Origin of the sequence: Novosphingobium sp. 32-60-15, assembly GCF_002280675.1 — a bacterium.
Lineage (GTDB): Bacteria > Pseudomonadota > Alphaproteobacteria > Sphingomonadales > Sphingomonadaceae > Novosphingobium.
The window spans coordinates 40,219-58,280 of sequence record NZ_NCEN01000009.1 but is presented as its reverse complement, the minus strand read 5'-3'; the positions used below and the strand labels follow the sequence as shown (position 1 = coordinate 58,280).

Here is an 18,062-nt window from a genome sequence, read left to right as displayed (position 1 = left end):
CTTCCCTTCTAGCCGCTCTGTCGCCATGTGGAAGGGGCATGCGCAATGACAAGTTCCACGGCCGCGTTCAAAGTGACGGACGCATCTGCTATGCTCCGGGGTGTGATGATCCCGGCGAGTTCCGTGCGCCCGGCGTTCGCGCATCGGGCTTTGATGGTCCGGGCGATTATCGCTGGTTCTGCCTGGAACATGTGCGGCAATTCAACGCAGGCTATGATTTCTTTGCAGGCATGAGCGCCGATGAAATCCTTGCCGCGCAATCGCCATTGGCCGGATGGGAGCGCGAAACGCGGGCTTTCCGTCCTGATGCCGGGATTGATGCTGCCCCACTCTGGGCCGATTTCACCGATCCGCTGGATGCCATCTCCTCACGTGCCAGAGCGCGGCGGACAGACCACGAAAAAGCTGCCGAAGCGGCACGGCGCGGCATAAGCCCTGACGAACGCAAAGCCTACGACGTGCTCGGTCTCGGCTTTGATGCCGACCGGCGCGCATTGCGTGGCCGTTATTCCGAACTGGTGCGCAAATTCCACCCTGATCGCAACGGTGGTGATCGTGGGTTTGAAGGCCAACTTCAAGCCGTTGTCGAAGCGTATAGCCTGCTTAAAGCCAGCGCTGCGTTAAAGTAATATGGCTGCCTACTTGCTTTGTGTCCTCCCACGCTTAAGAATTCAGTTCAAGCAAGTTCGGGAAGATGTGGAAGACGGGCAGTAAACGTGCGGTACGGCACATTCGGCGCCTCTCTGCATCGGTACTGCCTTGTGGATCAGCGGAGTCAGCGGTGGCGACCGACGAATGCGATACTTATCTGCGGATTGAGGCAGGCGGCACCGTTCGCGAAATAGCTTTGCTACGGCTGGGACTGTGCGGTTTTGGCCGGGTGCCATCAAACACGATTGTCTTGGATGATAGTCTGGTATCGCGCGAACACGCAATGGTCCGCCGTAATGCCAGTGGCATGTGCATTTTGAATGACCTTGGCAGCACGAACGGCACGTGGCTTAACAGTCGGCAAGTGCTGGGTCCAACGCAGCTCAAGTCTGGTGATCGCATTCAAATTGGCCGCCAGATCATCGAATTCGTGCAAAATGCCGCTCCGACGGAGCTGCCCGAGCAAACCGATGGCCGGACGCAGTTTTACATGGACCAACAACTGGTCAGCGCGATGGTGATCGACATGCGCGGCTTCACGCAACTTGCCGCTGCGATGGGGGAAAAGGCGATTGCCGCGATGATGGCTGACATCAACCGGGAAGCTGGAGAATTGCTCACCGCGTCGGGGGCGTGGTCGGTCAAATTTATTGGCGATGCGATTTTGGCGATCTGGCTTCATCCGACAAACGCTCTGATGCGCCGTGATGTGGTGACAGTGCTGGACGTGGTCAGCGGCTATCAAGAGATTTTTCGGCTGGCAGAAAAACGCCACAAACCTCCCGCCGGGCTGCGCTTCGGCTGTGGTTACAATGCAGGAACAGCGTCTGTCGGCAATATCGGTAGCGGCGCAGCAGCGGACTTCACAGCTATGGGAGAAGCGGTGAATATTGCTTTCCTGCTGGAATCCGCGACCAAACAGTACGGCTGTAACATCTTGATTTCAGGGTCGGTGTTCAGCGCTTTGGGTGATGTGCGGTTTCGCCCGGCGCAGATGATCAATGCCGACATAAAAGGGTATGACCATTCGGTGCCGGCATTGGCCCTGAACTTTGACGAGGTTGCGCACTTTCTTCAGGCGTTCCTGCCTGTGTGATCGGCACTCTTTTGTTCATTGCCGAAAATCCCAAACGAAAAGAGGCCCCGCAAAGGGGCCTCTTGACGTTCACATCATCAATCTAAAGATCAGGCTGACACTGGAGCCGCATCGCGGACCGACTGGTCAACATGTTCGGCAAACTGCTGGAAGTTGTCCACGAACTTGCGGACCAGTTCCTGCGCGGTCTTGTCGTATTCCTCGCCATCGGCCCATGCGCCGCGCGGATCAAGCAGGCGGGTTTCCACGCCGGGCACTTCGACAGGAACTTCGAAGCCGAAGTTCGGGTCTTTCTTGAAGGTGGCGTTGTTAAGTGTGCCGTCGAGTGCTGCGTTGAGCAGTGCGCGGGTGGCCTTGATCGGCATGCGCTTGATGCCTTCCTGCGTGGCCTTGCCACCGGACCAGCCGGTGTTGACCAACCAGCACTTCACGCCGCCCTTGGCGATGCGTTCTTTCAGCAGGTTGCCATAGACCGACGGGTGGCGCGGCATGAACGGTGCACCAAAGCAGGTGCTGAACGTGGCTTCGGGTTCGGTCACACCAATTTCGGTTCCGGCCACGCGCGCGGTGTAGCCCGAAAGGAAGTGGTACATCGCCTGATCGGCGGTCAAACGCGCGATCGGAGGCAGCACGCCATAAGCATCCGCCGTCAGGAAGATCAGGTTGGCAGGGACCGGGCCGAGGTTCTTTTCCGAGCAGTTCGGAATGAAATCGATGGGATAAGACCCACGGCTGTTTTCAGCGAGGCTGTTGTCGTCAAGATCGATCTCGCGGGTAACCGGATCAATCACCACGTTCTCAAGGATCGTGCCGAAACGCTTGGTCGTGGCGAAGATTTCAGGTTCCGCTTCGCCCGACAGACGGATCATCTTGGCGTAGCAGCCGCCTTCGAAGTTGAACACGGCGGTGTCCGACCAGCCATGTTCATCATCGCCAATCAACGTGCGCGAAGCATCGGCGGAAAGTGTGGTCTTGCCAGTGCCGGAAAGGCCAAAGAACACAGCGGTCTTGCCGTCTGGACCAACGTTTGCCGAGCAATGCATCGGCATCACGCCCTTGACCGGCAGCAAGTAGTTGAGGATGCCGAATACCGACTTCTTCATTTCACCGGCATATGCCGTGCCGCCGATCAGGATCAGCTTTTCGGTGAAGTTCACCGCCACCACGGTTTCGCTGCGGCAGCCATGGCGCGCAGGATCCGCGCGGAAGCTGGGCAGATCGATGATCGTGTATTCAGGGGCAATCGTTGCCAATTCAGCATCAGTCGGGCGGACCAGCAACGTGCGCACAAACAGGTTGTGCCATGCAAATTCATTGATCACGCGCACATTCACGCGGTGTTCGGGCTGGCTGCCGCCAAACAGGTCGGCAACATAAAGCCGGTCTTTTTCGCCCAGTGCCTTGATGAAATCAGCTTTGAGTGCGGCAAAGTGCTCTGGCGTCATCGAAACGTTGGTCTTGCCCCACCATACGGTGTTTTCCGTTTCTGCGTCGCGGACAATGAACTTGTCCTTCGCGCTGCGGCCCGTGTGCTTGCCGGTTTCGACCACCAGCGGCCCATCCACTGAAAGCAGGCCTTCGCCGTTGCGCACGGCATGTTCAACCAACGACGCTGTGCCGAGATTGGCGAACAGTTCGGCCGGTTCAGGAAAGCCTTGGCTGGCGAGGGATACATTCAGGCTGTTAGCGGACACTTGTGGCCTCCCGGTGGCGGCGCGGACGCGAGGGAGCCCCGCTCTACGCACAATTGCGAATACGAATGCGCTGATTCTCGTTCGGCGCATAGTGTCTGCGCCTTGCTGCGTCAAATGCCAGACTTCAACGAAGTTTTTTGCGCAGCAGATTGCGCGTTGTGCAACTAACATTGCAATCGCATGTCGGCATAAAGTTGCGCCCCGTCCGTGGTGCCGGTATTCACCCTGTCATGGGCAGTCATCCACCTGAGCGCAGCGAACCTTCGGCTGACCCAAGAACCATCGCGCTGGTCGATGATGACCGCAATATCCTGACCACGGTTTCCATCGCTTTGCAGACCGAGGGCTTCGTGACCCGGCTTTACAACGATGGTGACACCGCGTTGAAGGCCATGCTGGACAACCCTCCAGACCTTGCCGTTTGCGATATCAAAATGCCGCGTATGGACGGCATCGAACTGTTGCGCCGCCTGCGCGAAAAAAGTGACCTGCCGCTGATCTTCCTCACCAGCAAAGACGATGAAGCCGATGAAGCGCTTGGCCTGTCGATGGGGGCTGATGATTACATCGCCAAGCCGTTCAGCCAGCGGCTGCTGGTGGCGCGGATCAAGGCGATCTTGCGCCGGAGTGACATTGTGAGGCGTGAGGCGGAAGAAAAAGAACCCAGCGGCGAACCATTGCCCGATCCCATCCGGAGGGGGCGCCTCGTTATGGACCCCGCGCGGCACGCCGTAACGTGGAGCGATGTGGCGGTTTCGCTCACCGTCACCGAATTCATGATCCTTGAAGCATTGGCCATGCGCCCCGGTGTGGTCAAAACGCGCAACCAATTGATGGACGCAGCCTATCACGACGATGTCTTCGTCGATGACCGGACCATCGATAGTCATATCAAACGTCTGCGCCGCAAATTCCGCGTGGCAGATCCTGAATTTGGCGCCATCGAAACGCTTTATGGCGCAGGATACAGCTTTGCCGAAGAATGACGACGCGACGCCAGTGCGCCGTCGGCCACGCCTTGGGCGGCGTTGGCGCATTCGCGGCGTATCGCTCACCACGCGCATCCTGTTCTTCAATGTCATCGCGCTGGCCTTGTTGGCGGGCGGTTTCTTCTATCTCGACAGCTACCGCACGCAGCTTGTCGAAGAGCGTTTCAAACTGGCCCGTGCCGAAGCTGACATTGCCGCCGATGCATTGGACGGCAGCCCGATGGCGCAGCGCCGCAAGCTGCTGGCCCGTATTGGCACCGAACAAACCTTGCGCTTGCGGCTTTATGACAATCAGGGCCATCTGCTGGCCGACAGTTTTACTTTGGCCCCGCCATCCTTCGCGCTGATCGATCCTGAAACCGAACCGTGGTATCAACAAGCGGCACGCCTGCTTGATCGCGGTGTAGACTTCATCGTCAACGCACCATCGGTTGAACGCTATAGCGATACCGCCGAGCAGCCTGCCGGAAGCTGGCCTGAAATTGCCGCCGCGCGCAAATCGGGCAAGACAGAAGTGTTCCTGCGTTACGCACCAGACCGCACGCCCGTAATCACCGCCGCCGCACCTGTGGGCAACAATGGCGAAGTGCTGCTCAGTTTGCGCAATGCCTTGGACGTTACCCAATCGGTGCGCGATGCGCGCCAGACGCTGGTAATCATCATCGGCTTTGCGCTGCTGCTTTCGATCCAGCTTTCGCTGTTCCTTGCCCGCACCATCGTCCAGCCTTTGCGCGCGCTTGTCCGTGCCGCGGTGCGCGTGCGGTTGGGCCGTGAACGCGAAGTTGTGGTGCCCCGCCTGCCTGATCGCGGCGATGAAATCGGCCTGCTCGCGCGCGCCGTATCCGATATGACCACCGCGCTGCGCCAACGCATTGACGCGGTGGAAATGTTCGCCGCCGACGTTGCGCACGAACTCAAGAACCCGCTCGCCTCGCTGTCCAGCGCGCTGGAAACGATGGAGCGCGTCGAAGACCCGGCGCTTCGCCGCCAACTGGCGGCCATTGCGGCGCATGACGTGCAGCGGATCGACCGGCTGATCACCGAAATTGCCGACGCCAGCCGCATTGACGCCGAACTCAGTCGAGCCACTTTCATGCCGCTTGATCTGGCCGCGCTGGCCTCGCAAATCGTTGGCGCGCGCGATGTCCGCACCAACGCATCAACGCCCATTCGCTTCAAACATGCAGGCGGGGACACTCTGATCCCTGGTGATGCCGCGCGGCTTGAACGCGTGCTTGAGAACCTCCTCGACAACGCCGTGTCCTTTACGCCAACAGGCGGCGTGGTTGAAGTTGTCGCTTGGGGTGACGAAGAAATGGCGCATTTGTCCGTATCGGACGAAGGCCCCGGCATTCCCGCGCCTGAACGCCAGAAAGTTTTCGAACGGTTCCATTCGGTCCGCCCCACCGAAGAAGCGTTTGGCGCGCACAGCGGCCTTGGCCTTGCCATAGCCCGCACCATTGCCGAAGCACACGATGGTACGCTGGCTGTGGATGACAGGCCCGACGGCAAACCCGGCGCCTATCTGGTGCTCAGCCTGCCCTTGCTGGCCGAAGAGGAGGCAGAATGACCATCGCGCGGCAAGCAACCTGTGTTGCCATCTGTGGACGAGGGGTGCTGATTGAAGGTGCACCCGGTTCTGGCAAGTCCAGCTTGGCGCTTGCCCTGATAGATCGCGGCGCGGTGCTGGTGGGCGATGATGGCATTATGATCAACAACAGCGATGGGCGTTTGATCGCAAGCCCCCATCCCAACATCATCGGCAAACTGGAAGTGCGCAATGTCGGATTGGTGGATATGCCAGTGTCCCCGCCTGTTGCCGCAGGGCTGGTGATCCATCTCGATCCGGACGCCCCACGCTTTATTGATAAGGCAGAGGCAGTCACTATCGCAGGCGTCGCGCTACCATTGGTCCGGCTCTTTCCTGATAGTCCGGTCCTCGCTTTGCGTGCTGAAATTGCCCTACAGACTTTTGGGCTGATGATTTCCTGATACGGGACAACTCCGCTTCCGGACTTTTCATTGCCTGCGCAAAAGCGCAAAGCATTGGATGATGGCCAAAGAGTCGAACCCGCAACGTATCTTACTCGTCACTGGTCTGCTGGGTGCAGGCAAGACGACAGCCTTGCGCACCCTGGAAGACTTGGGCTGGGAGGCAATCGACAACTTCCCGATCCGCCTGCTTGACCGTTTGCTGGAAACCGGACCCGGTTCGGCGCGCGTCGAATCAGGCGCGCCCATGGCGATTGGTTTTGACACGCGGACGCGCGGTTTCGATCCGGCGCGTACCATCGGGATCGTCAAAAAGCTGGCGCAGCGGAAAGATTTGCAGGTCACGACCCTGTTTCTTGATTGCGCGGGAAGCGAATTGGAGCGGCGCTATAACGAAACCCGCCGTCGCCATCCGATGAGCGAGGATAAGCCTGCTGCAGCCGGTATCTCGGCAGAGCGTGAATTGCTTGAACCTTTGCGCCGCTGGGCCGACGTGGTGATCAGCACCACCGCTTTTACCACGAATGACTTGCAACAGGCGATTCGCGCCCAATTTTCAGCTGAAACGCCTGCACCCACCACTTTGACGATCAGCAGCTTCGGTTTTTCACGCGGCACGCCGCCGCTTGCTGATCTAGTGTTTGATATGCGCTTTCTGGCCAATCCGCACTGGGTGGATGACTTGCGCCCGCAGACCGGGCGCGATGCCCCCGTCGGCGCATTTATCCAGCAAGATCCCGCCTTTGCCGAAGCCTTCGCCCGCATTCATGATCTGCTTTTACTACTGCTGCCACGCTACCAGGAACAGGGCAAAGCCTATGTCCACGTTGCCTTTGGCTGCACCGGTGGGCGGCATCGTTCGGTATTCATGGCTGAACAGATAGCTTCTGGCTTGCGCACTGCGGGATTTTCACCCACATTGCTGCATCGCAACCTGTCGTCACGGGCGGCTGACATGCTGGAAGGCGTGCAGGCCCCGAACGGCAAGGGATAATGATAACGATGATGGGCGGGGCAGTACTGGAAGTCATGCATTTCGATTCCCAGTCGTCTTGTGTCCCCCGCATCCATGCCAAGCTTGCGTTCATGCACGGTTTGGCAAGATGTTTGGCCGCACTTCGGAGCCTGCCCTGTTCATGATTGGTCTGATCCTCGTTACCCACGGCGCACTTGCCGAAGAATTTATCCATGCGATGGAGCATGTCGTTGGCCGACAAACGGACGTGATCGGCGTCTGCATCGGCCCCAACGATGATATGGAAAAACGCCGCAAGGAAATCGCTGATGCCATCAAACGCGTCGATAGCGGCGAAGGTGTGATCATCCTGACCGATCTGTTCGGTGGCACTCCATCCAACCTGGCCATTTCATTAATGCAAGCCGGCAAAGTCGAAGTCATTGCCGGGATCAATCTGCCCATGCTGATCCGTCTGGCCAAGGCGCGCAATTGCATGGGCGTAAAAGAAGCGACATCGGCAGCGCGCGACGCTGGCCGGAATTACATAACGATCGCTTCCGAATTTCTAGGGCAGGATGCGTGAGATGTCAGATCAGGGGTACGTCACCCGCGAAACGGTGACGATAGTAAACCAGCGCGGCCTTCATGCCCGTGCCAGTGCCAAATTCGTCAACGCTGTGGCCAAGCTGCCCGAAGGCATTGACGTGATAGTTGCCAAGGACGGTACTGACGCCAATGGCGCGTCCATTCTCGGGTTGATGATGCTGGGTGCGGCCAAAGGTGACACGGTTGATGTATCCGTTTCCGGCCCGGAAGGCGATGCCGACGCGATCCTGATGAAGCTGACCGGATTGATTAAGGACGGCTTCGGCGAAGATTGATCTACTTGCCGCCCGACGTTTGCTGACGCATGGGGGCGCAATGACGCGCAAGATCATCACCGGCTATTCCAACCCCACGGTCAAATTCGTGCGATCTTTGCGCGAAAAGAAGTACCGGCGGCTGGAACGCAAATTCCTCGCCGAAGGGCTTCGCCTGCTAACTGACGCCCGCGAAGGTGGCCGCATCCCTGAAATTTTGCTGATGGCGCAAGGACGTGAGGGGCATCCTCTGCTTGATGAACTTGAAGCATTGGTCGATGCTGCGGGCGGCGAAGTGATTGAACTGCCGGTCGATATTCTGGCCAAAGTGACCGGCAAGGAAAACCCCCAAGCCGTCGCCGGAGTTTTCGCCGAATGGGATACGTCGATCCAACGGATTGACCGCAAGGCCGCGCCAATCTGGCTGGTGGCGCATGCCATGCGTGATCCGGGCAACCTTGGTACGATGCTGCGGACAGCCGATGCGGTGGGTGCTGGCGGGTTGATCCTGATCGACGATTGCGTGGATCCGTTCTCGGTTGAAGCGGTGCGCGCCAGCATGGGCGCGATCTTCACCCAGCAACTGGCGCAAGCGCGCTGGGAAGATTTCGCAGCGTGGTTGCGGGCAGGGCTGGGGCAACTTGTCGCCGCCAGCTTGCGCGAAGCCGTGCCCTATCGCGGCGCACCATATACCGCGCCTTGTTTCGTCATGGTCGGAAACGAATCGCGTGGCCTGCCAGAAGACTACGAAATGGCCTGTGATTTGCGTGTGACCATGCCGATGAAGGGCCGCGCCGACAGTCTTAACGCTGCGGTTGCTGGCGCTGTCCTGGCTTATGAAGTTCTTGCCACGCTTGATGAGTGATCGCTGACAGGCCGGTTAATCAAATGGTCAGCCGTTCTGTGCATTATCAACGCCATGCGCAACGCTCTCGCCATGATCGTCGTTTCGGCTACTCTGCTTGGCAGTTGCGCCACGGCGCCGTCTGCCACCAGCGCGCTGTCTGATACGCGCTGGAAGATCATGCGGATTGATGGCGCTGCGCCGGTGATGCCTGACAAGGCCTCCATGCGTTTTGACCAAAACCGGCTTGGCGCCAATGTCGGTTGCAACGGCATTGGCGGCGAATATCGCATCGAAGGCAACCGGTTGATTGCTGGCCCGCTGATGGCCACGCGGATGTTCTGCGAAGGCCCCGTCTGGCAACAGGAAGAAGCGGTCAACGCCCTGCTTTCTGCTGCGCCCGAACTGTTGCGCAGTGGTAAAACGCTGCGGCTCACCTCGGGCGGCCACACCGTGGAAATGGAATTGAGCGAAAGCTGATCAATCACCTGCAATGAATGCAGTGATTTGCCAGCCATCATCCTTGGGTTCGGCAATTAACCGATAGTCCAGCAGGCTGCGCAATTTGGCTGTTTCGACCCAGCCCTTGTCACCATTATCCAGTGTAACGCGGGTGGTCTTGGCATCCGGCTTATACGCCATCGGATCAATCTTGACGATAAACCAGCCAACATTGCCAAGTTCCTTGCCCCTTGGCCCATCCCGAAGCGGCACATTCGCGTCCGTGACGACCATGGCGGTGTAACTGTCTGCGTCCTCGGGTACGTTCCAGAATACCCACGGCATTGCCGCCAATCCGCCTTCAACCGCACAGCCAAGTGGCAAGAGCGCGTCAAGTTCGCCCCATAACTGGCGGTCAGGGTCGGCCAGCCGCTTTTGCAGTTCGCCCACACCGCTGCCACCGCCATAGTCCAGTGTCACATCAGGGGATGCAAGTGCGGCAAGCGCGGCTCCATCACGCGCGCGTACCGCTGAAACAAGCGACTTGCGAAACGCAGGCCAGCCCGGCGCCGTGGCGCAATCGTCTTGTGGGGCATAAGCTATGCCAGCAATGCCCTGGGGTTCTACGCTGGCCGAAGGCGAAGGACTTTCAACGGGTTCGGGCAAAGGTAAGGCGCTGGGTTCAACGACAGGCGCTGCACTGGATGACGCTGTGGAAACGGGCGTCGCCTCACGCTCACACCCGGCCAGCGTCAACCAGAATGCCGCGATCAGCGCTGATCCTGCCCGTCTGTTCATTCCGTAACCGCATCTCCTTCAAAGGCTGCAGGCTCTGCATCGGCATAGCGTGGCGCGGCTTCAACCAGCGGCACCTCTTCTACCTCACGTTTGCCGATTTCGATATGCTTGTCTTTCAAGCGTCGACCCGCTGACAAGACGTTGCGTTCAAAGCTGCCGACAAATTTGTTGTAATTCGTCACCGCGCTATCAAGACCATTGCCGACGCGCTTCAAATGTTCGGCGGCCACGGCAAGGCGGTCATACAATTCACCGCCCATGCGCCCGATTTCACGTGCCTCGCGCGCCAAGCCGTCCTGCCGCCACACTTGCGCCACAGTGCGGGCAATCGCGACCAGATTGGTCGGGCTGGCCAGCAGCACCCGCCGTTCAAACGCATAGTCCCACAAGGCGGGATCACGTTCGAGCGCGGCGGCTATGAAATGCTCACCCGGAACGAACATCAATACATAATCCGGCGCTTCTTCAAACTGGCTTTGATAGGATTTCGCTCCCAGCGTCTGGATGTGGTTGCGCATCGATTGGACATGGGCGTTAAGCGCGATCTTGCGGGCGTCGTCATCAGTCGCCTCGAACGCATCCTGATAGGCGTTGAGCGACACTTTGGCATCGATCACCAGCAGCTTGTTTCCGGGCACGCGCACGATTGCATCGGGCCGCAACCGTCCTTCATCGGTCTCGATCGATTGTTCAGTGACAAAATCGGTATGCTCGGCAAGGCCGCACTGTTCCAGCACGTTGCGCAATTGCAATTCGCCCCAGCGCCCGCGCGTTTTGGGGCCATTGCGCAAGGAATTGCCCAATTGCGCCGCCGCCGCGCGCACAGCTTCCTGCCCGTCGCGCATTGATTGGATCAGGCCGGTGAGGTTGCCGAACGCATCGACGCGTTCCTTCTCCAACTTGCCGACTTGCTCTTCATAGCTTTTTAGCCGCTGATCGACCGGCGATAACAGGGCCTTGAGCCGTTCCCCGCTCGACTTTTCGCTCTCTTCAAAGCGGGCCTGCGCGCGCGCAAGGAAGGTTTCCTGCGCTTTTTCCAGCACTTTGTTGCCCGCGTTTTCAAATTCCTTGCGCAGCGCCTCTTGCGCCTCGATCAGCATGCGCTTTTGTTCGGCAAAGTTTTCGGCATCAGCCTTCAACCGCTCAATCGCGGTGCTCAAAGCTTCGCGATCCGCCCGCACTTGCACCAGTTCAGCGCGCACCATTTGCGCATCGGCGGCCTGCTGCCGCGCAGTAGCAAGCGCCGGGGCCAATTCATCGCGATCACGGCGCACATCAGCCAGTTCAGCCGACAGCGCATCCATCGCCCGCAACCGCTCGCTCATCGCGGCAATATCCACGGTCATCGCCTTGACCGTGCCTTCCAGCGCCTTGGCCTCAACATCGCGCGAATCCGCCCGCGCCCGCCATTCGGCGACAGGCCGTGACCCAAGGAACCAGCCAAATGCGATTCCAGCCAGCAAAGCAATGATAACGAAAAGAATTAGACCAGTATCCACGCTTGTTCCTAAAAAGAACGAAGCATGAACCTAACGGCTATTCATGTTCGTGGCAACCAGCCTTCGCGGGTTATCCTCAAGCCACCTTGCGCAGTTTTTCCAGTTTGCGCAGTGCCATCTGGCGTTTGAGGCGCGAGAGGTGGTCGATGAACAGAATGCCTTCAAGGTGGTCCATTTCGTGCTGCAAACACGTGGCCATCAACCCGTCCATGTCCTGTTCGTGGTGGTTGCCATCAAGGTCCTGCCAGCGCGCGCGGATGCGTGAGGGGCGTTCCACATCGGCGTAAATTTCAGGCACCGAAAGGCACCCTTCCTGATAGAGCGTCTGCTCTTCGGAAGGATCAAGAATCTCCGGATTGATAAAGACTTGCGGTTCGCGCTTGGTGGGCTGGTGATGATGGGCATGGCCATCGTGCGCACAAGCCACCGGCTCTGCATCCGGATCATCGGGCTGAAGATCGATCACCAGTACGCGCAGCGGCACACCGACCTGGATTGCGGCAAGGCCGATGCCGGGCGCATCGTACATCGTCTCGAACATATCGGACACGAGCGTGCGAAGTTCGTCATCGAACTTTTCAACGGGAACCGAAACCTGCTTCAAACGCGGATCGGGAACTTCAAGGATTTCGAGAATGGCCATAAGCGCCAGATAAGGAAGATGACGCCGACTCGCAAGAGTGTGACTTGGTGGCAGTTAGCCCACCGGCCTTCTTGCCCGCAGCGCCTGTGCCAAAGTGCCTTCGTCCAAGTAATCCAGTTCACCGCCCACCGGCAGCCCGTGCGCCAGTTGCGTCACACGAACGGGGCTGCCCTCCAGCCGTTCTGCAATGTAGTGCGCAGTGGTCTGGCCTTCGAGCGTGGCATTCATCGCCAGCACCACTTCATCAACGCCGCCCTGGCCTATGCGGTCCAGCAACATACCGATGGTCAGGTCTTCGGGGCGCACGCCTTCCAGCGCGGATAGCCGCCCTCCCAACACATGGTATTTGCCGGTAAACAGCCGTGCGCGATCAAGCGCCCACAAATCGGCCACTTCCTCGACCACACAGATCGATCGCGCATCGCGGCGGGGGTCGGCGCAAATGCCGCAAGGGTTGGTGGTATCGACATTGCCGCACGTGTCGCATTCCACCAGCAGTTCCTGCACCTGCCGCAGGGCGTTCAGCAATTGCTCCAGCGCGGTTTCGCGCCGCTTGATCAGCCATAGCACCGCACGCCGTGCCGAACGCGGCCCAAGCCCCGGTAGCCGCGCCAACGCGCCTGAAAGTGCCTCGATCTCTTGCGATGCCATGCAGGGGGGGATAGGGACTGCGGCGGTTGCAGGAAAGTGTCTTTTCGTCATTGCGAGCGTAGCGAAGCAATCCAGTGGGCTGCGCGTGTGGCTCTGGATTGCTTCGCTACGCTCGCAATGACGATAACGGGGAACATACGCAGGTGCGCATCATCTTCATGGGAACCCCCGATTTCGCGGTGCCGACGCTGAACGCGCTGGTTGCTGCAGGGCATCAGGTTGTCGCCGCCTATAGCCAGCCGCCACGCCCCGCAGGCCGGGGCAAAAAGCTGCAGCCGTCGCCGGTGCAGTTTGCGGCAGAGGGGCACGGCATTGAAGTGCGCACCCCGGTTTCGCTGAAAGGTGCGGACGAACAGGCCGCATTGGCGGCGCTGGTGGCCGATATCGCGGTGGTGGCGGCTTATGGCCTGATCCTGCCGCAAGCCGTGCTGGATACGCCGAAGCTGGGCTGCCTCAACGTCCACGGCTCAATCCTGCCGCGCTGGCGCGGGGCGGCTCCGGTGCAGCGCGCAATTCTGGCGGGTGATGAGCAGACGGGCGTTACTATCATGCAAATGGAGCGCGGGCTTGATACCGGGCCGATGCTGGCGAAAATCGCAACGCCGGTTGCGTGCAAGACGGCGGGCGAATTGACCAGCGAACTGGCCGAAGCAGGCGCGGGCCTGATGGTGCAAGTGCTGGCCGATCTTGCGGCCTATCCGCCAGTCGTCCAGCCCGAGGAGGGCGTGACGTATGCCCACAAGATCGATAAGGCCGAAAGCCGCATCGATTTTACGCGTGCGGCGGTGGAGGTGGAGCGCCAGATCCGCGCGTTCGCCCCCGCACCGGGAGCCTTCTTCGAACTGGAGGGTGAGCGCTATCGCGTGCTGGCGGCAGATGTTGTCGAGGGTGTCGGCGCTGCGAGTGTGACGTTGGATGACGCGCTGACGATTGCCTGTGGTTCTGGCGCGATCCGTCCGACAATGATCCAGCGCGCAGGCAGGCCTGCAATGGATGCTGCTTCATTGTTGCGCGGGCGGGGGATTGGTGTGGGGACCATGCTGGGGTGATGACCCGCTTCGCCCTCACGCTCGAATGGAATGGCGCTGCTTACCAAGGCTTCCAGCGCCAATCGCATGGGCCATCGATACAGCAAGCGCTGGAAGAAGCGGCCTCTGGCGTCACCGGCGAGGATGTGCGCGTCCACGCATCCGGGCGTACCGATACGGGCGTTCATGCGCTTGGCATGCGCGCGCATTTCGATCTTTCGCGCAGCTTTGATCCGTTCCGTATGGCTGGCGCGCTCAATGCGCATCTCGGCATAGCCAAGCATGCCATTGCGGTGCTGGATTGCGTGGAAGTGCCAGAGGATTGGCATGCGCGGTTTTCCTGCATCGGTCGCGCTTATGAATACCGCATCATCAACCGCCGCGCGCAATTGACGCTGGATGCAGGCAAGGCATGGCGCATCACCCGCCCGCTGGACGCCGATGCGATGCACGATGCCGCGCAATGCCTGATCGGGCTGCATGATTTCACCACGTTCCGTTCGGTCCATTGCCAATCGGCCAGCCCTGTCAAAACGCTGGACCGGCTTGATGTGCGGCGCGAGGGTGAGCGCGTGATCATCGAGGCCGCCGCGCGCAGTTTCCTGCATCATCAGGTGCGTTCGATGGTCGGCTGTCTGGCGATGGTCGGGCAGGGGCAGTGGACGCGCGATGATCTGATCGATGCCTTGGAGGCAAAAGACCGTTGCAAATTGGGACTTAACGCCCCACCTGATGGACTGTATTTCGTTAAAGCAATCTATCCCGGAGAGTAAGATGACCCAGCTTCACGGCCAGCAAATCGTATCAAGGCTTGATGCAGATGGCACTCTTACCGTGGAGCTTGCCGATCACGATGTGCCTGCGCCTACAGGCACCCAAGTGGTGGTGCAGGTGGAAGCCGCGCCGATCAACCCTTCAGACCTTGGCTTGCTGTTCGGCCCGGCAGACATCGAAAACGCCACGTTCACTCGCGGTAAGATCGTGGCAAAGATGCCTGATCCGGCAGTGCGGGCGATGGCTGCGCGCCACGGTATGGCAATGCCTGTTGGCAATGAAGGCGCAGGCACGGTTGTTGCCGCCGGTGAAGCGCCAGAAGCGCAGGCGCTGCTGGGCAAGCTGGTCACCTGCTTCCCCGGCGCGATGTATGCGACTTATGCGGTGGCCGATGCGCGCATGTGCCTGCCGCTGGGCGATGGCATTACGGCAGAGCAAGGCGCTTCGGCATTCGTCAACCCGTTGACCGCATTGAGCTTTACCGAAACCATGCGCCATTATGGCCATAAGGCGCTGGTGCATACGGCGGCGGCATCGAATCTGGGCCAGATGCTGGTCAAGATTTGTCAGGCCGATGGCATTCCCTTGGTCAATGTCGTGCGCAGTGAAGCGCAAGTGGTGATCCTTAAGGGCATTGGCGCGGAACACGTGGTCGATAGTTCGAAGGACAGCTTCATCGAAGACCTGACAGCGGCGGTGCAGGCCACGCAAGCCACGATGGTGTTTGATGCGATTGGTGGTGGCAAGCTGGTCAGCCAGATCCTGACGGTGATCGAACAAGTCGCCAATTCCGGCGCTGCTTATAGCCGCTATGGCTCGAACAGCCCGAAACACGCGTTCATTTACGGCGCGCTTGACCTGTCGCCCACGATCCTCAATCGCAATTACGGCTTCGTCTGGGATGTGTCAGGCTGGCTGCTTACCCCGTGGATGGCCAAATTGGGGCCACAAATCGTTGAGAAAATGCGCAACCGCGTCGTGGCCGAACTGACCACCACCTTCGCCAGCAATTACAAAGCGCGCGTCAGTCTGGAACAGGCGTTGAGCCGCGTGGCCGCGACAGATTACAACAAGCGCCGCACCGGCGAAAAGTATCTGATCGTTCCGGGCGCGTAATGATTAAAAGCCCTCTCCCCTTCAGGGGAGAGGGTGGGGAGAGGGGGTGCCAAAAGCATCCCCAAACCAAAAGGCCCCTGGCAAACGCCAAGGGCCTTTTTCAATTCCGGCACAGCGCCAAGGAATTACCCCCGGTGCGCAACGCTTTCAGGCAGTTCCTTGCCGAACACGCGCTGGTAGTATTCTGCCACCAGTACCCGCTCGGTCTCGTCGCATTTGTTCAGGAATGACAGGCGGAAGGCAAAGCCGACGTCATTGAAAATCTTGCTGTTCTGCGCCCAGCTAATCACCGTGCGCGGGCTCATCACGGTTGAAATGTCGCCGTTGATGAAGCCTTGGCGCGAGAAGTTGGCCACGCGCACCATGTCGGTCACGATCTTGCGGTCCAGTTCGGGCATCTTCTTGGTGACGATTTCGACCTCGGTCGCCTCGGTCAGATAGTTCAACGCAACAACCAGATTCCAGCGGTCCATCTGGCCCTGGTTGATCGCCTGCGTACCGTGATAGAGCCCCGACGTATCGCCAAGGCCGACGGTGTTGGCAGTGGCAAACAAGCGGAAGTACGGGTTCGGGCGGATCACGCGGTTCTGGTCGAGCAGTGTGAGTTTGCCCTCGGTTTCCAGAACGCGCTGGATCACGAACATCACGTCCGGACGGCCCGCGTCGTATTCGTCAAACACCAGCGCGGTCGGCGTTTGCAGCGCCCAAGGCAACAGGCCTTCGCGGAATTCGGTCACTTGCAGGCCATCGCGCAGCACGATGGCATCACGCCCGACCAGGTCGATACGGCTGATGTGCGCATCAAGGTTGATGCGGATGCACGGCCAGTTCAACCGCGCCGCAACCTGTTCGATGTGAGTCGATTTGCCAGTGCCATGGAAGCCCTGCACCATCACGCGGCGGTTGTAGGCAAAGCCTGCAAGGATCGCTAATGTCGTGTCCGGATCAAACACATATGTGGCGTCAGTATCGGGCACGCGTTCATCCGCGCGAGAAAACGCGGGAACTTTCATGTCGATATCGATGCCGAAAGTTTCGCGGACATCAATTTGCGTGTCGGGCGCGCCAAGCAGGGTCGTCGCGTGGTTGTGGGGTATGTCGCTCATCGCTCAACCGCCTATACGGGCACGCGCGGCGCTGCAATAAGGTTTCAAGAAACCTGACCGTTCGAATGGGAGAAAATCGATGAAGCTTTATGGTGCATTGCTTTCACCATACGTGCGCAAGGTTGCGGTAATCTGCGAAGAAAAGGGCATTTCATGGGATTTGGCGCGCGGCGGCCCCGGCAGCACCGATCCCGAATTCCTCGCTGCCAGCCCTTTAGGGAAGATCCCCGCAATTGATGATGATGGCTTCACGTTGGCTGATTCGTCGGCCATCGCGTTTTACCTTGAAGCCAAGTACCCCGATCCGTGCCTGCTGCCTGCCGATCCGCAAGCGCGCGGCAAGACGGTGTTCTGGGATGAATTTGCCGATACCGTGCTGGGCACATCGGGCCTCAAGATCCTGTTCAATCGTCTGGTAGGGCCAAAACTGCTGAAAGTTGGCGGGGATGAGGCAATTGCACTCCAGGGTGAGGCAGAACTTCCGCGCTGGCTCGATTGGCTCGAAACACAAGTCCCTGCGCAAGGCTGGCTGTTGGGCGATGCGTTCACCTTGGCCGATATCGCGGTTGCCTCCACCATGCGCACGCTGGCCTATGTCGGCCACGGTGTTGATGCGGCGCAGCGCCCCCAGATCGCAGCCTGGTACGGCCGGGTCGTTGCACGTCCGGCATGGGCAGCGGTCGCCGAACGCGAAGACGTTGTCGCGAAGCGCATCATGGCCATGTAAAGTCGCTCCTGTCTCTGCACTGAAGGGTCCATCAAAGCAGGCAGCTGTTCGTCGGTAGGAATGGATGCTGAAACGAGTTCAGCATGACGGGTTTTGGACTATACCTTGCCGAAAGGAATGACTGCATGGTAAAATCAGCTATCGCCAAGAGAGGGTGCTCTAGCGGTCCGGCAGGGCGCTGCTAATATGCGTATT

20 protein-coding genes are annotated in these 18,062 nt (G+C 59.4%); 14 read left to right on the top strand and 6 right to left on the bottom strand.

Annotated features, from left to right (window positions below; genetic code table 11):
* Nucleotides 1-38: 38 nt before the first annotated feature.
* Together B7Y89_RS08755 and B7Y89_RS08750 are read left to right on the top strand one after the other, a co-directional pair.
* Nucleotides 39-629 (top strand): J domain-containing protein, encoded by a 591-nt coding sequence (locus B7Y89_RS08755; RefSeq protein ID WP_292937669.1) that lies wholly within the window; start codon nt 39-41, stop codon nt 627-629.
* A gap of 152 nt (nt 630-781) precedes the next feature.
* Nucleotides 782-1,747 carry an adenylate/guanylate cyclase domain-containing protein gene (locus B7Y89_RS08750; RefSeq protein WP_292937668.1) on the top strand — a complete coding sequence of 322 codons (966 nt, stop codon included), beginning with the start codon at nt 782-784 and terminating at the stop codon, nt 1,745-1,747.
* A gap of 89 nt (nt 1,748-1,836) precedes the next feature.
* Here the strand turns inward: B7Y89_RS08750 and B7Y89_RS08745 are convergent, their stop codons facing one another.
* Complete coding sequence (locus B7Y89_RS08745) at nt 1,837-3,441, bottom strand: phosphoenolpyruvate carboxykinase (RefSeq protein ID WP_292937667.1); 1,605 nt, start codon at nt 3,439-3,441, stop codon at nt 1,837-1,839.
* A gap of 230 nt (nt 3,442-3,671) precedes the next feature.
* Between B7Y89_RS08745 and B7Y89_RS08740 the strand changes: the two genes are divergently transcribed.
* The 8 genes from B7Y89_RS08740 to B7Y89_RS08705 all read left to right on the top strand — a co-directional run bounded on the left by B7Y89_RS08740 (nt 3,672) and on the right by B7Y89_RS08705 (nt 9,564).
* Complete coding sequence (locus tag B7Y89_RS08740; RefSeq protein WP_292937666.1) at nt 3,672-4,427, top strand: response regulator transcription factor; 756 nt, start codon at nt 3,672-3,674, stop codon at nt 4,425-4,427.
* On the top strand, nt 4,396-6,000 hold the full coding sequence (locus tag B7Y89_RS08735; RefSeq protein WP_292937665.1) for a stimulus-sensing domain-containing protein: 1,605 nt from the start codon (nt 4,396-4,398) through the stop codon (nt 5,998-6,000). Before B7Y89_RS08740 ends, B7Y89_RS08735 begins: the two co-directional genes overlap by 32 nt.
* On the top strand, nt 5,997-6,422 hold the full coding sequence (locus tag B7Y89_RS08730; RefSeq protein WP_292937663.1) for an HPr kinase/phosphatase C-terminal domain-containing protein: 426 nt from the start codon (nt 5,997-5,999) through the stop codon (nt 6,420-6,422). Before B7Y89_RS08735 ends, B7Y89_RS08730 begins: the two co-directional genes overlap by 4 nt.
* Nucleotides 6,423-6,483: 61 nt before the next feature.
* Entirely contained in the window at nt 6,484-7,416 is a 933-nt protein-coding gene (gene rapZ / locus B7Y89_RS08725; protein WP_292937786.1) for an RNase adapter RapZ, read from the top strand.
* A gap of 142 nt (nt 7,417-7,558) precedes the next feature.
* The gene (locus tag B7Y89_RS08720; RefSeq protein WP_292937662.1) at nt 7,559-7,963 is read left to right on the top strand and encodes a PTS sugar transporter subunit IIA; all 405 of its coding nucleotides are present in this window, start codon (nt 7,559-7,561) and stop codon (nt 7,961-7,963) included.
* A 1-nt stretch (nt 7,964) separates the two neighbouring features.
* Entirely contained in the window at nt 7,965-8,261 is a 297-nt protein-coding gene (locus B7Y89_RS08715) for an HPr family phosphocarrier protein (protein ID WP_292937661.1), read from the top strand.
* A gap of 40 nt (nt 8,262-8,301) precedes the next feature.
* Nucleotides 8,302-9,105 carry an RNA methyltransferase gene (locus B7Y89_RS08710; protein ID WP_292937659.1) on the top strand — a complete coding sequence of 268 codons (804 nt, stop codon included), beginning with the start codon at nt 8,302-8,304 and terminating at the stop codon, nt 9,103-9,105.
* 54 nt (nt 9,106-9,159) lie between these two features.
* Nucleotides 9,160-9,564 (top strand): META domain-containing protein, encoded by a 405-nt coding sequence (locus B7Y89_RS08705; protein ID WP_292937657.1) that lies wholly within the window; start codon nt 9,160-9,162, stop codon nt 9,562-9,564.
* Here the strand turns inward: B7Y89_RS08705 and B7Y89_RS08700 are convergent, their stop codons facing one another.
* The 4 genes from B7Y89_RS08700 to recR form a co-directional block, all read right to left on the bottom strand.
* The gene (locus tag B7Y89_RS08700) at nt 9,565-10,323 is read right to left on the bottom strand and encodes a hypothetical protein (protein WP_292937656.1); all 759 of its coding nucleotides are present in this window, start codon (nt 10,321-10,323) and stop codon (nt 9,565-9,567) included. It lies immediately after the preceding gene.
* Entirely contained in the window at nt 10,320-11,822 is a 1,503-nt protein-coding gene (gene rmuC, locus B7Y89_RS08695; RefSeq protein ID WP_292937655.1) for a DNA recombination protein RmuC, read from the bottom strand. The genes B7Y89_RS08700 and rmuC overlap by 4 nt, the downstream gene beginning before the upstream one ends.
* Before the next feature lie 76 nt (nt 11,823-11,898).
* Nucleotides 11,899-12,465 carry a peptide deformylase gene (gene def, locus B7Y89_RS08690; RefSeq protein WP_292937654.1) on the bottom strand — a complete coding sequence of 189 codons (567 nt, stop codon included), beginning with the start codon at nt 12,463-12,465 and terminating at the stop codon, nt 11,899-11,901.
* Nucleotides 12,466-12,519: 54 nt separating this feature from the next.
* Complete coding sequence (gene recR, locus B7Y89_RS08685; protein WP_292937653.1) at nt 12,520-13,116, bottom strand: recombination mediator RecR; 597 nt, start codon at nt 13,114-13,116, stop codon at nt 12,520-12,522.
* Nucleotides 13,117-13,259: 143 nt separating this feature from the next.
* Between recR and fmt the strand changes: the two genes are divergently transcribed.
* From fmt to B7Y89_RS08670, 3 genes are read left to right on the top strand one after another with little or no spacing between them, the layout of a single operon-like run.
* Complete coding sequence (fmt, locus tag B7Y89_RS08680; protein ID WP_292937651.1) at nt 13,260-14,165, top strand: methionyl-tRNA formyltransferase; 906 nt, start codon at nt 13,260-13,262, stop codon at nt 14,163-14,165.
* On the top strand, nt 14,165-14,917 hold the full coding sequence (gene truA, locus B7Y89_RS08675) for a tRNA pseudouridine(38-40) synthase TruA (RefSeq protein WP_292937649.1): 753 nt from the start codon (nt 14,165-14,167) through the stop codon (nt 14,915-14,917). Before fmt ends, truA begins: the two co-directional genes overlap by 1 nt.
* 1 nt (nt 14,918) lies before the next feature.
* The gene (locus B7Y89_RS08670) at nt 14,919-16,034 is read left to right on the top strand and encodes a zinc-binding dehydrogenase (protein ID WP_292937647.1); all 1,116 of its coding nucleotides are present in this window, start codon (nt 14,919-14,921) and stop codon (nt 16,032-16,034) included.
* 125 nt (nt 16,035-16,159) lie between these two features.
* On the opposite strand, the gene cobS is transcribed toward B7Y89_RS08670, so the two are convergent.
* Entirely contained in the window at nt 16,160-17,140 is a 981-nt protein-coding gene (gene cobS / locus B7Y89_RS08665) for a cobaltochelatase subunit CobS (RefSeq protein WP_292937645.1), read from the bottom strand.
* A 79-nt stretch (nt 17,141-17,219) separates the two neighbouring features.
* Between cobS and B7Y89_RS08660 the strand changes: the two genes are divergently transcribed.
* On the top strand, nt 17,220-17,867 hold the full coding sequence (locus B7Y89_RS08660) for a glutathione S-transferase family protein (RefSeq protein ID WP_292937643.1): 648 nt from the start codon (nt 17,220-17,222) through the stop codon (nt 17,865-17,867).
* The last annotated feature ends 195 nt before the right edge of the window (nt 17,868-18,062 follow it).